The organism is Dyella sp. C11 (genome assembly GCF_003121485.1).
Classification (GTDB): Bacteria; Pseudomonadota; Gammaproteobacteria; order Xanthomonadales; family Rhodanobacteraceae; genus Dyella.
On sequence record NZ_QAVX01000002.1, the window covers coordinates 117,191 to 132,128 of the forward strand.

Annotated in this window: 16 protein-coding genes; 7 read left to right on the forward strand and 9 right to left on the reverse strand. The window is 64.4% G+C overall.

Going from position 1 to position 14,938, the window contains the following annotated elements:
* Positions 1-19: 19 nt before the first annotated feature.
* The 3 genes from DK366_RS02975 to ptsP all read left to right on the forward strand — a co-directional run bounded on the left by DK366_RS02975 (position 20) and on the right by ptsP (position 2,560).
* A complete protein-coding gene (locus tag DK366_RS02975) occupies positions 20-412 on the forward strand; it encodes a PTS fructose IIA subunit family protein (protein ID WP_109124034.1) in 393 nt (130 codons plus the stop codon).
* Positions 405-674 (forward strand): HPr family phosphocarrier protein, encoded by a 270-nt coding sequence (locus DK366_RS02980; RefSeq protein WP_109124035.1) that lies wholly within the window; start codon positions 405-407, stop codon positions 672-674. Before DK366_RS02975 ends, DK366_RS02980 begins: the two co-directional genes overlap by 8 nt.
* Positions 675-829: 155 nt before the next feature.
* Positions 830-2,560 (forward strand): phosphoenolpyruvate--protein phosphotransferase, encoded by a 1,731-nt coding sequence (gene ptsP / locus DK366_RS02985; RefSeq protein ID WP_109124036.1) that lies wholly within the window; start codon positions 830-832, stop codon positions 2,558-2,560.
* 21 nt (positions 2,561-2,581) lie between these two features.
* Here the strand turns inward: ptsP and DK366_RS02990 are convergent, their stop codons facing one another.
* A complete protein-coding gene (locus DK366_RS02990; RefSeq protein WP_109124037.1) occupies positions 2,582-3,463 on the reverse strand; it encodes a LysR family transcriptional regulator in 882 nt (293 codons plus the stop codon).
* Between the two features lie 86 nt (positions 3,464-3,549).
* On the opposite strand from DK366_RS02990, the gene DK366_RS02995 reads away from it, so the two are divergent.
* Complete coding sequence (locus DK366_RS02995) at positions 3,550-4,575, forward strand: YeiH family protein (RefSeq protein ID WP_109124038.1); 1,026 nt, start codon at positions 3,550-3,552, stop codon at positions 4,573-4,575.
* Positions 4,576-4,642: 67 nt separating this feature from the next.
* Positions 4,643-5,074, forward strand: coding sequence for a hypothetical protein (locus tag DK366_RS03000; protein ID WP_109124039.1), 432 nt, complete (start codon positions 4,643-4,645; stop codon positions 5,072-5,074).
* Between the two features lie 5 nt (positions 5,075-5,079).
* On the opposite strand, the gene DK366_RS03005 is transcribed toward DK366_RS03000, so the two are convergent.
* A complete protein-coding gene (locus DK366_RS03005; protein ID WP_109124040.1) occupies positions 5,080-5,475 on the reverse strand; it encodes a DUF302 domain-containing protein in 396 nt (131 codons plus the stop codon).
* Positions 5,476-5,593: 118 nt separating this feature from the next.
* Positions 5,594-6,340 (reverse strand): glucose 1-dehydrogenase, encoded by a 747-nt coding sequence (locus DK366_RS03010; protein WP_109124041.1) that lies wholly within the window; start codon positions 6,338-6,340, stop codon positions 5,594-5,596.
* Between the two features lie 111 nt (positions 6,341-6,451).
* Here DK366_RS03010 and DK366_RS03015 point away from each other — a divergent pair, with 111 nt between their 5' ends.
* Entirely contained in the window at positions 6,452-6,838 is a 387-nt protein-coding gene (locus DK366_RS03015) for a helix-turn-helix domain-containing protein (RefSeq protein WP_109124042.1), read from the forward strand.
* 48 nt (positions 6,839-6,886) lie between these two features.
* Here DK366_RS03015 and tsaB read toward each other — a convergent pair whose 3' ends face one another.
* From tsaB to DK366_RS03035, 4 genes are all read right to left on the reverse strand, one after another.
* Positions 6,887-7,576 carry a tRNA (adenosine(37)-N6)-threonylcarbamoyltransferase complex dimerization subunit type 1 TsaB gene (tsaB, locus tag DK366_RS03020; protein WP_109124043.1) on the reverse strand — a complete coding sequence of 230 codons (690 nt, stop codon included), beginning with the start codon at positions 7,574-7,576 and terminating at the stop codon, positions 6,887-6,889.
* Positions 7,573-8,916: a cell envelope integrity protein CreD gene (gene creD, locus DK366_RS03025; protein WP_109124044.1), complete on the reverse strand. Its 1,344-nt coding sequence runs from the start codon at positions 8,914-8,916 to the stop codon at positions 7,573-7,575. Before creD ends, tsaB begins: the two co-directional genes overlap by 4 nt.
* 166 nt (positions 8,917-9,082) lie before the next feature.
* Positions 9,083-9,451 carry a VOC family protein gene (locus DK366_RS03030; RefSeq protein WP_109124045.1) on the reverse strand — a complete coding sequence of 123 codons (369 nt, stop codon included), beginning with the start codon at positions 9,449-9,451 and terminating at the stop codon, positions 9,083-9,085.
* Between the two features lie 76 nt (positions 9,452-9,527).
* Positions 9,528-11,462 (reverse strand): ATP-dependent DNA helicase, encoded by a 1,935-nt coding sequence (locus tag DK366_RS03035; protein ID WP_109124046.1) that lies wholly within the window; start codon positions 11,460-11,462, stop codon positions 9,528-9,530.
* A 75-nt stretch (positions 11,463-11,537) separates the two neighbouring features.
* On the opposite strand from DK366_RS03035, the gene DK366_RS03040 reads away from it, so the two are divergent.
* On the forward strand, positions 11,538-11,915 hold the full coding sequence (locus DK366_RS03040; RefSeq protein WP_109124047.1) for a VOC family protein: 378 nt from the start codon (positions 11,538-11,540) through the stop codon (positions 11,913-11,915).
* Between the two features lie 171 nt (positions 11,916-12,086).
* Here DK366_RS03040 and DK366_RS03045 read toward each other — a convergent pair whose 3' ends face one another.
* On the reverse strand, positions 12,087-12,614 hold the full coding sequence (locus DK366_RS03045; RefSeq protein ID WP_109124048.1) for a tetratricopeptide repeat protein: 528 nt from the start codon (positions 12,612-12,614) through the stop codon (positions 12,087-12,089).
* Positions 12,615-12,616: 2 nt separating this feature from the next.
* Positions 12,617-14,935: a penicillin-binding protein 1B gene (gene mrcB, locus DK366_RS03050; protein WP_109124264.1), complete on the reverse strand. Its 2,319-nt coding sequence runs from the start codon at positions 14,933-14,935 to the stop codon at positions 12,617-12,619.
* Positions 14,936-14,938 lie beyond the last annotated feature (3 nt).

Consider the following 14,938-nt stretch of genomic DNA (forward strand, 5'->3'; position numbering starts at 1 on the left):
AGCACACTGGCTTGCCGTCATGAGCGTTGGCGTATTGCTGATGACGCACGAGGCGGTTGGCCAGGCGCTTATTTCGGCCGCCCATCACGTGTTGCCCAAGCTGCCCCTGCGCGTGGAAGCCGTCGAGGTTCCGCCGCAGGCCGATCCGGACGTGATGCGCACGCTCACAGCCAGGCACGCGCGAGAGCTCGATGAGGGCGAAGGCGTGCTTGTGCTGGCCGATTTGTACGGCGCCACGCCCTGCAACATCGGGCTGTCGCTCGGCGCGCTCGGCGTTCGCCTGCGCTGCGTATCGGGCCTCAACCTGCCCATGCTGCTGCGCGTTCTCAACTACGCAGAAAAACCGTTGGACGAGCTGGCGGAAATCGCCGCCAGTGGTGGCCGCGGAGGAATCTTCATCGACCATGCTTGAACGTGACATCGTTGTTTCCAACAAACTGGGCCTGCATGCCCGCGCATCCGCCAAGCTGGTGCAGCTCGTGCAGGGTTTCAAATCCACCGTGTGGCTGATCAGCAAGGGCCGCGAAGTCAACGCACAGAGCATCATGGGCGTCATGATGTTGGCGGCAGGCATCGGCACGCCGCTGACCGTTCGCGCCGATGGTCCGGATGAGCAGTCCGCACTCGATGCCGTGGTCGCCCTGTTCGATCGCAAGTTCGACGAAGGAGCCTGAGTGGCGAAAGAGATGACACGCGTGCTTCAACGTGAGGCCGTATTCACGGCCCGGTGGGCTACGTCGTGCGATCTTTCCCTGTCAGCATTCGACGCGTTGGCCGGATGCCGACGTCACGCGCGACCGGATCGGTCGCCTCACCATGGAAGGCATGCATGAGACAGGTACTGGCAGGCACCACGGCAGCAAAAGGCATGGCCCTTGGCCGCGCCCGCCTGGTGCAGCCCAGCCGCTACCTGGTCGATACACGCCCACTCAACGAAGACGAAGTCGATGCCGAGTTGGCACGACTCCATCGTGCGCTCGACACCGCCCGCCAGGAATTGCGCGAATTGCGCGGCAAACTGCACGGTGCGCTGGCGCGCGAGGTCAACGAATTCATCGACGCGCACAGCCTGTTGCTGGACGACCCGGAACTGCTGCGCGGACTGGATGACCTTGTCCGCATCGGCCACTACCGTCCCGGCGCGGCGTTGAAGAAACAGCGAGACCGCCTGGCTGCCGTGTTCGAGGCGATGGACGATCCCTATCTGCGTTCGCGCAAGGAAGACGTGGACCAGGTGATCGGCCGCGTCATCTCGGCGCTGCAACGCCAGACGAGTCGCGAGGAACGCAAGCTCGCCGCACGCGTGGGTGAAATCCTGATCGCCGACACCATCGCACCCGCCGACATGGCGCACCTGGCCGGCAGCGGATTGCTTGGCGTGGTGGCCAGCTCGGGCAGCCCGTATTCGCACAGCGCCATTCTTGCCCGCAGCCTGGACCTGCCCATGCTGGTGGGCGCGCGCGATGCGCTGTCCACCATTCACGACGACGACCTGATCCTGCTCGATGCCGAACGCGGCGAAGCCGTGGTGCATCCCACCGCGCAGGACCTGGCCCGCTATCGCTCCTGGCAACGGGAAGCCGCGCAGGAAGGCCGTCGCCTCGCCACGCTCGCCAACGCACCCACGCGCACCAGCGATGGCGTGGACATCCGTCTGTACGCCAATGCCGAGATGCCGGCCGACATCGCCATGGCCCGCTCGCGCGGCGCCGACGGCGTGGGCCTGTACCGCACCGAGTTCCTGTTCCTCCGCCAGAAGGGCCTGCCCACGGAAGACGAGCAGTTCATCGCCTACCGCGATCTGGTGCTCGGCATGGGCGGCCTGCCCGTCACCATCCGTACGCTCGACCTGGGCGCCGACAAGGCAGATGCCGCCGGCCTCGTGTTGCGCGGCGAAGACAACCCTGCGCTGGGCGTGCGTGGCGTGCGCCTGTCGCTGCGTTATCCGGCGGTGTTCACCACGCAGATTCGCGCCATTCTTCGCGCCGCCTGTTACGGCCCGGTGCGTGTGCTGGTGCCGATGGTGACGCAGCCCGACGAACTCATCGCGGTGCGCACGCTGTTCAAGCTCGCGCGACAGGAACTGAAGCGCGAGAACGTCGACCTGCCGGAAAAACTGCAGCTTGGCGCGATGATCGAAGTGCCTGCGGCCGCCATCAACGTGCGTGCACTGCTGGAACACGCGGACTTCCTGGCCATCGGCACGAACGATCTCGCGCAATACGTGCTTGCTGCCGACCGCGGCAACGATGCACTGGACAACATCTACAACCCCTTGCAGCCCGCATTGTTGCGACTGCTCGCCTACGTGATCACGGAAGGCCGGCGCGCCAAGAAAGCCGTGAGCCTGTGCGGCGAAATCGGCGGCGATGCCAACTTCACCGCGCTGCTGCTGGCACTGGGCCTGTGCGAATTCAGCATGCATCCCAGCCAGCTATTGCACGTTCGCGATCGCCTGACCACGCTCGACCATGCCGTGCTGCGCGCGCATGCGCCACGCATCCTTCGTTCGCGCACGCACGAAGAAGCCGAATCCCTGCTGGCCAGCATCACGGGTTGATCCTTCTAATCCGCGCGGCGCTCAGCCGGCGCTGGCGAGGAAGGCATCGATCAGCGCGCCGCGATAGCGCTGCCGATGCAGCAGGAGCGACAGCTTTCGATGCAGGTCCAGGAAAGGCGTTCTCAGCACCTTCAGCCGCCCTGCGGCAACGGCGTCGATCACTGCCACTTCGGGAACGCAGGCAATGCCGAGCCCGGCAATAACCGCCTGCTTGATCGCCTCGGCCTGATCAAGCTCCAGCACGGTCTCGCCCGCGGGCAATGACGACAACGCGCGCTCGCTCAAGCTGCGCGTCGCCGACCCCGGCTCGCGCAGCACCCCGCGCGCACCCGCAAAATCCTCGGGCTCAAGACGACGCTTCTTTCGGGCCAGCGGGTGATCGGGAGACGCACACACCACCAGCGCATCGTCGCGCCAGGGGCGCACTTCCAGTGACGGATGGGCGACCGGCCCTTCGACGCAGCCCAGCTCCAGCGCGTGGTCGAGCATCGCCGCCACGATCTCGGAGGTATTCGCCACACTCAGGCGAACCGACACGTGCGGATGCGAGCGGACGAATTCGCCCAGCAATTCGCCCACGCGATAGTTGCCCACCGTGTTGCTGGCCCCCACGCGCAGTTCGCCACCCAGCTCGTCGACGCTGCCGCTGCCCACGCGACCGAATTCGGCATAGCGCTCCAGCAATTCCTGTGCGAGCGGCAACAACTCGCGGCCACGCGTATTGAGGCGCAGCCGTCCGCGCTCCCGGGCGAAAACGGTGGCATCGAGCTGCCGTTCCATTTCGGCGAGAGCCATGCTTGCTGCGGGCTGCGTCAGGTGCAGGGCTTCAGCGGCCGCGCGCACGCTGCCGAGGCGTGCAATCTGCACGAACACCTCCAGCTGACGCGGGCTGATGTTGATCATCAGGCCATCTTATAACAATCATCAATAATTCAAAGTTTTCCTGATGGAGAGGCAGGCGGACAATGGCGCTATTGCAGGAGAACGCCATGAACGCCACCGCCGTCGTCACCCCCAGTTCCCCCAACCTTTCCCAGCGTCTTCCCGGCCTGTTGCTGTCGGTGGGCATTGCCGTCGTGGCGTTGGGCCTCGGCAAGGTGGCACCGCTCATCGGTGGTCCCGTGTTCGGCATCGTGCTGGGCATTCTGGTGCGCAATACGATGGCGCCCGGCGGCACCTATACGCCCGGCATCCAGTTCGCCGGCAAGCAGGTGCTGCAGTGGTCGATCATTGCGCTGGGCTTCGGCCTCAGCCTGGACCAGGTGGCGAAGACGGGGCTGGAGTCGCTTTCGGTGACCCTGGTGACCATGACAGTGGCTTTCCTCACCGCCTGGCTGTTGGGACGCATGCTGAAAATCGACGACAAGCTGAAGATCCTGATTGGCGTGGGCACGGCCATTTGCGGTGGCTCTGCCATCGCCGCAGTCACGCCCATCATCAAGCCGGACGAGCACGACACGGCTTTCGCCATTTCCACCATCTTCCTGTTCAACCTTGTCGCCGTGCTGCTCTTTCCGCTGCTCGGCCATGTGCTGCACCTGTCGGACCTGGGCTTTGGCCTGTGGGCGGGCACGGCCATCAACGACACGTCGTCGGTCGTGGCTGCGGGCTACAGCTTCAGCAAGCAGGCAGGTGACTACGCCACCATCGTGAAGCTCACCCGCGCCACGCTCATCATTCCCATCTGCCTGATTCTTGCTTTCGCCACGGCCTGGAAGCAGAAGAAGCAGGGCGCGAGCGACTTCAGCCTGGCGCGCATCTTCCCCTGGTTCATCCTTTGGTTTCTCGTGGCATCGGGCATTCGCACGGCGGGCCTCGTGCCGGTCGCGATCCAGCCAGCGCTGCATGTGGCCGCGGAGTTCCTCATCATCGTGGCGCTGACGGCCATTGGCCTGTCTGCCAACCTGCGCAAGATGGCCTCCACGGGTGCACGCCCGATCCTGCTTGGACTTGGCGTGTGGGCCGCGGTGGCGGTGAGCAGCCTGGTCGTGCAGCTGGTGATCGGGCAGCTGTAAGAGCCCGCATCCACTCACCGGCATCCACTACTCTTGGCGACGTAACGCTTTCAGAGGATGCACGCGCATGCAGCTCCACGGGCAATGCCATTGCGGAAACATCGCCTACACGCTGGACTGGTCACCTGATCCCACGGAAATCCCGGCACGCGCCTGCGATTGCTCGTTCTGCACCAAGCATGGCGCCGTTTGGACGTCCGTTCCCGATGGCGACCTTCGTGTCGCGATACACGATGCGTCGATGGCAACACGCTACGCCTTCGGCACGCGCACTGCCGATTTCCACGTGTGCAGTGCGTGCGGCGGCGTGCCACTGGTGACCTGTACCGTCGACGATCACCTCTACGCCGTCGTGAACGTGAACACGCTGGACAACGTCGATGCCAGCCTGCTGCACCATCGCTCAGCCAGTTTCAGCGAGGAAGATGTGTCATCCAAGCTGGCAAGGCGACAGGCCAACTGGATCGCCCACGTCACCTTCGTCGAGCAGCTGCCCTGATCAGGCTAGTTCGCGGCCAGCGACTTGATGATCGCCAGCGGACCGGACAGGTTCGCTGACAGCGCTTCGGGCAAACGATGACGGGAAAGAATGTATTCGGGCGTGTTGCAGGCGATCCATGTCGCGCCGTGCTCGTCGTCCCACACCAGCGCTTTCAAGGGTAGATCCAGCCCGACCAGCGGCTCCACCTGCATCAACGGCGTGCCGGCCTTGGGGTTGCCGAAGATCAGCATCTGTTCGGCCCGCATGGTCAGTCCTGAGCGCTGCGCATCGCCGCTGAAGTCGATGTGCGCGAACACGGTGATGCCGTGGGATTCGAACGCATTGCGCAGTTTGTCGATGGTCGTCGACGCATCGAAGGCTGAGCGGAACTGCACGATACCGTTGGCGTGGCTGCTCATCGCAAAGCTCCGGGGCGCGGACATGGATCTTTGATGTTCCACTGCCGGGCGTTAATCCCGCGCATAGAAAAGCGCACCCCGGCCCACACCGGGGTGCGCTGGCGTCACCGCGCGATGCTTAGCGCATGCCGCCGCCGGCGTAGAGCTGTTCGCCGGTCAGCCAGTACGAGTCGTTGGAGGCAAGGAAGGCAACGATGGAAGCGATGTCGTCGGGCTGTCCAATGCGGCCCAGCGGCGTCTGCGCCACGGCGCCATGATGGAAGTCCGAGCCGATGAAGCCCGCGGCGTGCGTGCCTTCCGTCTCCACGATGCCGGGGTTCACGGCGTTCACGCGGATGTTGCGCGGACCCAGCTCGCGGGCGAGCACGCCCGTGATGGCATCCACCGCACCCTTGGTGCCGGTGTACACGGCGCTTTCGGCCGGCACGATGCGCGTTACCAGCGAGCCGATGTTGATGATGCTGCCGCCGTCGTTCATGTGACGGGCTGCCGCCTGTGAGGTCAGCAGCAGGCCGAGCACGTTCACGTTGAACTGTTTGTGGAAGTGTTCTTCGGTGATGGCGTCCAGCGCGCCGAATTCGTACACGCCGGAGTTGTTCACCAGCACGTCCAGGCGGCCGAACTGGGACACGGCGGCATCGGCCAGCGCCTTGGCATCGGCGGCCTTGGATACGTCACCACCGACGGCCACGGCCTTGCCGCCCGCCTTGGTGATCTCGGCTACCACGGCATCCGCGCCCGCCTTGCTAGAGGCGTAATTGACCACGACGGAGGCACCTTCGGCGGCTAGCGCCTTGGCGATGGCGGCGCCAATGCCCTTCGATGCACCGGTAACGACAGCTACTTTGCCTTTGAGCTTGCTCATGGGAATCACCTGTTCAGGTTCGTGAGTGAATGCGCCTGGGAGTTCTTAACTCCCATAGTTCGCAACATACGAACTTATGAACTAGTTTTCAAGTGCTGCTAAAATGACCACATGAGGCCCCTGACCCACCCCTCCATCGATGACGTGACCGTGGAAGGCATCCTGCATGCCCTGTCGGACCCCGTCCGCGCCACGATCTACTGGCAACTGTCCTGCGCGGACAGCGCCAACACGTGCTCGGCGTTCCTGAAGCTGGAAGACCGCTGTATTCCCAAATCCACGCTCTCGCAGCACTTTCGCGCATTGCGCGAAGCGGGCCTGGTCCACAGCGAGCGGCGTGGCGTGGAAATGCTCAACACCACGCGTTGTGCGGAAATCGAAGAACGCTTCCCCGGCCTGCTGCCGGCGATCAAGAACGCCCAAAGCATCCAGTGCGCGGCAAGCAAGCAGGCCTTGGCGGCACGCGACGGCGCCGCCAAGACCACACGCGCAGGCTGATCACACGATTGACGCATAACGCGCGGACAGGCATCCGCGCGTGACCACTCAGGCCTTGCCCTGCTCCACCAGCGTCAGGGCAACCTTGTCCCGCAGATACACCGGCAACGCATGCTCCGGCGCATCGGCACGACCGGCCGCAAACTCGCGTGCGGCCAGTTCCGCAATGTGGCGCGCCTGCGGATAACGCGCGCCTTCCGCCGAACGCAGCTCGCCGGTCAGATGACCGCGCAACACCTGTTCGTACGTGCCCCAGCCCGATCCCACGACGTGCCACGCAGGCGACGCGGAGAGGATCAGCGCATCCGGCAGACACACGCGCTCGGGGTCGAGCTCGACCACGCCGCCGTTGTCGTCGCGGCGATAGCTGGCCGCATAGATCTCGCCCATGCGGGCGTCGATGACGGCGAGGATGGTGGCGTCGTCCTCGGGTGCCTCCAGCGCCAGCGCGGCGAGGGATGACACTGTCACCACGGGAACATCCAGCGCCAGCGCCATGCCTTGCGCCAGCGAGATGCCCAGCCGCACGCCGGTGAAAGCACCGGGGCCGCGTCCCACGGCAATGGCGTCCAGCGCATGACGACCCAGGCCGGCTTCCGCCAGCAAGGCATCCGCCATGGGCAGCACCAGTTCGGCGTGGCGCCTGGGCGCGATTTCGCTGCGGGCAATGACTTCGTCGCCGTGGATCAGGGCAACGGAGCAGGCTTCGGTCGAGGTTTCGAGGGCAAGCAGGTTCATGGCTGCTCCATGATAGCCGGGCCGGCCGCGCCGGGCATGCTTGCATACCAGTCGATGCGTCGCGTGAGGTACATCAGCAGCGCCACAGTGATCACCAGCACGATGGCACCAATCAGCAAGGCATACGCCTCGGCCGCCAGCACGACGTAAAGCATGCCGTAAACCAGCGCCAGCGCACCGCCAAGCAATGCCCCTGCGCGACGCGCGCCAAGCACGGCCATCGCATAGCCGCCAACAATCAGCACCACCGAAGCGGCCGCTATCGCGTAGGCACCACCAAAACCGATCTGCTCGGATAAGGCCAGCAACAACACGTAGAACGAAGTAAGCGCCGCACCCACCAGCAAATACTGCACGGGATGCACGCGCAGACGCTTGAGCACCTCGAACAAAAAGAACGCCACGAACGTCATGGTGATGAACAACAGCCCGTATTTCCCGGCGCGCACATTGCGCTGATAGACGTCCACCGGCTGAAACAACGCGACGCCGAATGTCGATGCGCGCACGGCCTGCGAAAAATGTTCGTCACCGGCGTGCCCCGATTGCCCGAAGTTGCGATTGAGGTCGAGCAAGTGCCAGCGCGCGTGGAACCCGCTGGCATCCACGGAGCGCTCCAACGGCAGTGCCGCGCCGACGAAACTCGGATCGGGCCAGGGCGCTTGCGCTTTCACCTCGGTGCTTCGCGCCAGCGGCAGCCATTGCAACGACTGTGTGCCTGCAAGCCTCAGCTTGATGGAAAACTCGATGGGCCCAGAGCCAAGGCTGTCGAGATCGATCGGCACGGCTACTGTCGCCAGGTTGCCGGCAAACGTGGCCGTCGACGAGTTGAAGCGTTGCGGCTTGCCGTTGATCAACAGCTCGGAGACCTCCTGCAGGCCGCGCAGGTCGCTTATCACGAGGCGCAGCTCGGCCTTGCTGTCGAGCCAGCTGGCGCTGTCGCCCTGTTTCGCCTGTGCGATGTCCTCCGGCAGGAAGCGACCGTGCAACTGCACATTGGAGGCGAAGACGGGCGTCTCGTAGATGCCGAAGCGCCGCTTCTCGGCCGTCATGGTGGCGTCCGTGGCGACGGTGTCGGGCATCACATATGCCGTATCGCTGATCTCGCGCACGTCGTTGCTGGCGACGCTCACCTGCTGGCGCGTGGGAACCGCGAGCACCAATCCGCCAAATACCTGCTCACCGCCCCAACCCTGCGCAATCTGCGTGATAGCGGCCTGGCGCATGTCCTGCCGCTCTTCCACCAGCGACTGCACCCGCCACAACGGCAGCAGCATCACCAACGCAAGCAACCCCACGCCAAGCACCTTGGCGGTCCATCCTTTCATCCACTGTCCCATGACCCGTTCCCTTGTGTCGGAGCGTGCATGAGAACCGACAGGCGAGCGAACAAACGGGCCATGTGCGGCCAGGATGGCAACGACTTGTGGCAGAGACCGGGCGGCGTTCGCGGCAGCATTGTCGTGAACGCTTCATGTCACCCGGCAATTTCGATGCCTGCGTGCGTTACGCCGGTGGCTGCCACAGTTCCACGCGATTGCCTTCGGGGTCCATGATCCAGCCGAAACGACCGAATTCGCTTTCATCGACGCGATCATCGACGGTCACGCCGTCGGCACGAAGCTGGGCGAGCAACGCGTGCAAGTCATCCACGCGGAAATTCATCATGAAAGGCTGCGTGCTGGGTTCGAAATACTTGGTGTCCGCAGAGAACGGCGACCAGGCGATGTAGCCATGGCGCGTGGCGTCATCCTCGAAACGCGCGCCACCCCATTTCTCGATATTCAATCCCAGATGTTTGCCATACCACGCGTTCAACGCCTTGGGGTCTTTCGCCTTGAAGAAAATGCCGCCGAAACCGATGACCTTCGCCATGTGTGCGCCCTCCCCGCCAAAGTGATTGACGTATCCTCCGGCAGTCCGGCGCTGGAAACCAGTGCCGGCCGAAGAGTCAGGCCGGCGCGGAAATTTCGTCGTCGAAGAAGGCCTGCACCTGCGCGAGTTCTTTCGTTCGCGGCATGGCTGGCAGGCTGTTGAGGAACAGTCGCCCATAGCCTTTGGTCGTCAGGCGCGGATCGCACAGCACGAGCACGCCGCGATCGTGCACATCGCGGATCAGGCGCCCCGCACCCTGTTTCAGCGCGATCACTGCGCTGGGCACCTGCCAGCCCATGAAGGGATTGATGCCCGACTGTTCCAGCGCTTCCAGCCGCGCCTGCAATACGGGATCGTCCGGCGACGCGAAGGGCAGCTTGTCGATCACCACCACGCTCAGGGCTTCGCCGGCAACGTCCACACCTTCCCAGAAGCTCGCCGCACCCAACAGTACGCCGTGTCCACTGGCACGAAACTCCTCCAGCAGCCGATGGCGCGGCGCCGTACCCTGCACGAACAAAGGCCACGGCACGCGCTCCTGCAACAGGTCGGCCGCGCGACGCAGCGCGCGGTGCGAGGTGAACAACAGGAAGGCCCGTCCATGCGAGGCATGCAGCACGGGAAGCACCGCCTCGATCACGCGGTCGGTGTAATCGCGCGCAGAGGGATCAGGCAGGCCGGCGGGCAAGTAGCAAAGCGCCTGCTTGCCATAGTCGAAGGGGCTTTCCACGTGCAGCGTCTGCGGATCGTCCAGACCGAGCTGACGGGCGAAATGGTTGAAACTGGATGACACGGACAGCGTGGCGGACGTATAGATCCAGGCGGCCTGCGTCTGTTCGCGCATCGCACGCAAGGGAGCGGCGAGGTCCAAGGGGGTCGCATGCAACGCGAAGCCTCGCGGAAACAACTCGTACCAGCGTACATCGCGTTCGCTCTCGCGCTCGGCGATGCGATCGAGTCGCTCGCTCAGCAAGGCTGCGCGCTCATGGGCGTTGGCAAAACCGCGCGAACGTTCCGCCTGCGAGGCCAGTACGTCAGTCAATGCGGCAAGGACTTCACGCACATCGTTCAGCGCGCTGTTGATGGATGCCTGCAGCTCCAGCTGATGGAACGGCCCGCGCTCGGGCAATGCGTCCATCGCCAGTCGCAATTTGCGCACGGCATCCTGCAAGGCTTCGACCGGCTCCAGCACCAGGCCGATGGCACCGGTGACACCATTGCATTCGCTCAGGCTGTCCTGCGCAAGATCCGTGAGTTGTCGCGCACTGATGCTTTGCGAGAAGAATTGCCCGGCCAACTCGGGAATCTGATGGGCCTCATCCAGGATGAAGGCGCTGGCACCCGGCAGGATCTCGCCAAAGCCTTCCTGCTTGAGTGCCAGATCCGCGAACAGCAGGTGATGGTTCACCACGACAAGGTCCGCTTCCTGTGCGTCGCGACGCGCCTTGATCACATGGCAGTCGTCGTAGAACGGACATTCCACGCCCAGGCAGTTTTCCGGCGTGGACGTCACGCGCGGCCACAGCGGCGATTCCTCAGGCACTTCGGCCAGTTCCATGCGGTCGCCACGCTTGGTGCGCGCCGACCACGCCCGAATCGCCGCGAGCTGCGATGCCTGCGTGCGATCGAAGGTGGCGCCCTCACGCACCGTCTGGTCCAGGCGATACAGGCACAGGTAGTTGGAGCGGCCTTTCAACAGTGCCGTCTTGAGTCGCGCATCGAGTACCGAGCGCACCCGCGGCAGATCTCGGAAATAGAGCTGGTCCTGCAGGGCCTTGGTACCCGTGGACACGATGACGCGCTCGCCCGACAGCAACGCCGGCACCAGGTACGCAAAGGTCTTGCCGGTGCCCGTGCCGGCCTCGGCAATCAGTGTTTCGCGCTCGGCGATAGCGTGCTGCACCGCCCGCGCCATCTCCTGCTGAGCGGCGCGTGGAGCGAAATTGGGCAGCTCGCGGGCAAAGGGGCCTTCCGTGCCCAGCAGCGCGGCAACATCCTCGTGATCAATCATTTGTGAAGTATCGCCGACCCGGTGGGCAACCGCGAATGCTCTAGACTCCGGCTATTCCACCGCTGGAGTCTTGCCATGTCTTCACGGATCACCGGCATCGGCCAGGTCGCCGTCACCGTCAGCGATGTCGACGCCGCGCTGTCGTTCTATCGCGACATTCTGGAACTGCCCTTTCTGTTCCGTCCGGCAACCAACCTGGCGTTTCTCGACGCCGGCGGCGTGCGGCTGATGCTGTCCACACCGCAAGGCCACGGCAGCGTGGGCGGCAATTCCATCATCTACTTCAAGGTGGCGGACATCGAAACCGTGTTCCGCTCGCTGCTGGATCACGGTGCGGTGGGCGAGCGGGAACCGCAGGCGACGGCCGAGCTTTCCGACCACACGCTGTGGCTGGCGTTCCTGCGCGATCCGGATGGCAACCTGGTGGGGTTGATGGAAGAGCGGCGGCGCTGAGGCAAGCCGCCTTACCACTGTAGGAGCGCACTTGTGCGCGACCCGGTGCGCGCCTTCGTCTCGATCCACCGTTTCTCCCGAACAGCGCCCGAGAGATGGTCGCATTCTTGGAATTGAGGCTTGACCTCACCCTCCGGTCGCGCACAAGTGCGCTCCTACAAAAAGCCGTGGTCAGTAGCGCTGCATGCCTTCCACGTGGCACTGCGCCACGCTCTTGGTGGCGTCGGCCGCGCCGGCATCGTCACCGGCATGGCGGCGCAGTTCGGCAATGGTCTGCCAGTTGCGCGCGCACAGCGGCCCCAGGCGCGGGCCCAGCTCCCATGAGCGATGCGCGAGCTTCTCGGCGCTGGCGTAATCCTTCAGGCGAATGGCCACTTCGGCGCGGTCCTGCAACAGATCCGGCGAATCAGGGCTGATCTTCAGCGCCTGATCCAGCTTGACCGCCGCGTCGTTGTACTTGCCCACGCGCAGATCACCTTCTGCAGCATCCTGCAGCGCAGCCACGCCGGGGTCGCGCAAGGGATTCACGTCGATCACCGACTTTTCCTTGTCACCCGCCGCATGGATGGACGACACCATCTGGTCATCGGACACCGTGGGGCGCGTCGCCTGCACGGGTGCCGGCGGCTGGGTGCAGGCAGCCAGCATCACGGCGAGCGACAAGGGAGCGGCGGAATAACGAAGGGCGCGACGAAGCATGATCAATCCCGGCTGGGGGCGGTGGAGGACGACGCGGGGGACGCGTCACCGCCGCTGAAGAAATTACCGACGTGCTGCCAGAAGCAGCCCTCGGCATCCTGTGACAGTGTACCGGCGACCACCGGCACCTGCCGCGCTCCTTCGCAGCCCTCTTCCGAACGCTTGCCATCGGATGTATTGATCCAGGCCATCTCCAGGCCTTCGCCCGGCGTTGCCGAAAGCGGACGCGTGGGCAGCTTCTTGAACAGCTCCTGCCACGCACGCAGGCTGCCCGTGGCGCCATAGAGGCCGCTGGGCTTGTTGTCGTCGCGGCCCATCCAGAACACCGCGAGATGTTCACCGGTGAAACCGGCAAACCAGCTGTCGCGCATGTCGTTGCTGGTGCCGGTCTTGCCGGCGGCATTGAGGTACGCGAGGCCGGAGTTGCCGATGGACGCCGCCGTGCCCGAGCGCGTCACCTGCTGCATGGCCCACGTCACCAGGCGCACGGCGGGCTGGTATTCGCCGCCACCGGTTTTCACCTCGTAGCGCTTGACGGTCTGACCGCGCGCATCCACCACGCCACGCACCGCCAGCAGGGGCAGCGCATGACCATCCGCGGCGATGTACTGGTAAAGCTGCGTGGCCTGCAGCGGCGACATGTCCACGGCACCGATCAGCAGCGACGGACTTGGGTTCACGTTGGTGAGGCCGAACGATTCCAGGAACGCCTTGATGCGCGACACGCCCACGTTCATGCCGAGGTTGATGGTGGCGAGGTTCCATGAATGCACCAGCGCATCCACCATCGGCACCGAACCGTGCACGTCGCCCTCGTCGTTCTTGGGCGTCCAGAAGCTGCCATCGGGCTGGCGCAGGCTGATCGGCGAATCTTCCACCGGGCTGGCAAGGTTCCAGCGTTCCGGATTCGTCAGTGCCACCAGGTACACCAGCGGCTTCACCAGCGAACCGATCTGGCGACGCGCATCCAGCGCGCGATTGAAGCCCTGGTCACCCGGCACCTTGCTGCCCACGATGGCAAGCACCGCACCGGTCTGCGCTTCCGTGATCACTGCGGCCGCCTGCGCGGCATCACCGCGCTTGCCCAGGCCGTTCATGGTGGTGGTGATCGCCTGCTCGGCGTACACCTGCGCTGCCGGATCGAGCGTGGTGAAGATGCTCAGGTTTCCGTTGGAAAGCGTGTCGTCGTCGAAGTCGTTGGTGATCTGCACGCGCACCAGGTCCATGAAGGCCGGGAAGCGGTTGTGCGGCAGCTGGCCGTTGGTGACGATGCCCAGCGGCGTGGCCTTGTATCCCTTCGCTTCATCGGCGCTGATCAAACCCGTTTCCACGAACTGGTCGAGCACCAGGTTGCGGCGCGACATCGCGCGATCCGGGTAACGGCGCGGGTCGTAGTAACTCGGACCCTTCACCATGCCGATCAGCAGCGCCATCTCCTGCGGCTTGAGGTCTTCCATGCGGCGGCCGAAATAGAACTCCGACGCGGCGGCAAAACCGTGTACGGCCTGACTGCCCTGCTGGCCGAGGAACACTTCGTTGACATAGGCCTCGAGAATGCGGCTCTTGTCGTAGTGCGCTTCGATGAGGATGGACATCAGCGCTTCGTTGAACTTGCGGCTGAAGTTCTGCTCACGATCGAGGAACAGGTTGCGCACCAGCTGCTGCGTGAGCGTGGAGCCGCCCTGCACCGTATGACCCGCGCGCAGGTTGGCGAACGAGGCGCGCGCAATGGCCGTGAGGTCGATGCCGAAGTGATGCTTGAAGTCGCGGTCTTCCACCGCCTGCAATCCGTTCAACAGCAACGGCGGCACGTCGGTAAGGCGCACGATACGGCGCTCTTCCTGCTGCGATCCGTACACGGTGGCAATACGCGCCGGGTCCAGATGCGTGGTGTCGATGGGCTTGCCGCTGACCGCATCCTTCACATTCGCGACCTGGCCCTTGCCCAGCGCAACACGGATGCGCTTGGGCAGTTCACCACCATCCGGACCGGCATAGCCGCGCGAGGCTATGGTGTAGGTGCTGCCTTCCTTCGCCCAGGTGCCCGCCACGTCGGCGCGGCCATCGTTGCTGTAGCCCGCGAAGGTCAGCTCCAGTTCCAGCGCGTTCGGCGTCATGGGCGTGCCGGCCGACAAGGCCAGCGGTCGCGCGTAGATGCGCGTGGGCACGGCGAACACCAGATCGTTGAAGCGATCCTGCACGCGCTTGTTCAGCACCATCGTGTACGGCAGCACAAAGCCGAACAGCAGTCCCATGCAGACCCAGAACGGAATGCGGATCCAGGGCCAGACGGCGCTGAAGATCGTGCGAAGACGGGTCATGAA